Annotated in this window: 1 CRISPR repeat array. The window is 26.4% G+C overall.

Features of this window, described 5'->3' with window-relative positions:
- Window positions 1-56: 56 nt before the first annotated feature.
- Window positions 57-827: a CRISPR direct-repeat array (repeat unit 31 nt; unit sequence ATAGATAATCAGACCATATTGGAATAGAAAC).
- Window positions 828-882 lie beyond the last annotated feature (55 nt).

Genomic DNA, 882 nt, shown 5'->3' on the forward strand with positions numbered 1-882 from the left:
ACCATATTGGAATAGAAACTCAACTGGTTTAACTATTAAGTTGATTATCACATATTATAGATAATCAGACCATATTGGAATAGAAACTGAGTACTGAATCCTCCATAACTAAAACTTTTAAATGATAGATAATCAGACCATATTGGAATAGAAACGTTTCATAATCGTCTTTATCAAATAAATTTATTAACATAGATAATCAGACCATATTGGAATAGAAACATGGTCAACAAGATTAATAGTATCTGCAGCAGTAATATAGATAATCAGACCATATTGGAATAGAAACTCAAATCCACCTATAATACTATTTATATGTTTATTTATAGATAATCAGACCATATTGGAATAGAAACAATTTATTGTTTGTTTTTATTTCCATTTTATCACTCTTATAGATAATCAGACCATATTGGAATAGAAACAGTACATTACTATTAGAACCCTTACAATTGTTTTCATATAGATAATCAGACCATATTGGAATAGAAACAAATGTTAATCCGGAAACTGTAACTAATATAACTTAATAGATAATCAGACCATATTGGAATAGAAACAAATGCAGACCTAATTATAGAATCAATTTCTAAAGAATAGATAATCAGACCATATTGGAATAGAAACTTACTTTCACAAACATTCATTTTTAATCACTCTTATATAGATAATCAGACCATATTGGAATAGAAACACTAATTCATCGTTAGTCTTTATACTATCTATTAAATAGATAATCAGACCATATTGGAATAGAAACTTTAATAAAGTACAATCTGTTCTATTTAATTCATAAATAGATAATCAGACCATATTGGAATAGAAACCTGCATACAAGTATTTAATAATGGTAACTGGGAATTATAGATAATCAGACCATAT

This window comes from Methanobrevibacter sp. UBA417 (genome assembly GCF_002508845.1).
GTDB lineage: Archaea > Methanobacteriota > Methanobacteria > Methanobacteriales > Methanobacteriaceae > Methanobrevibacter_A > Methanobrevibacter_A acididurans.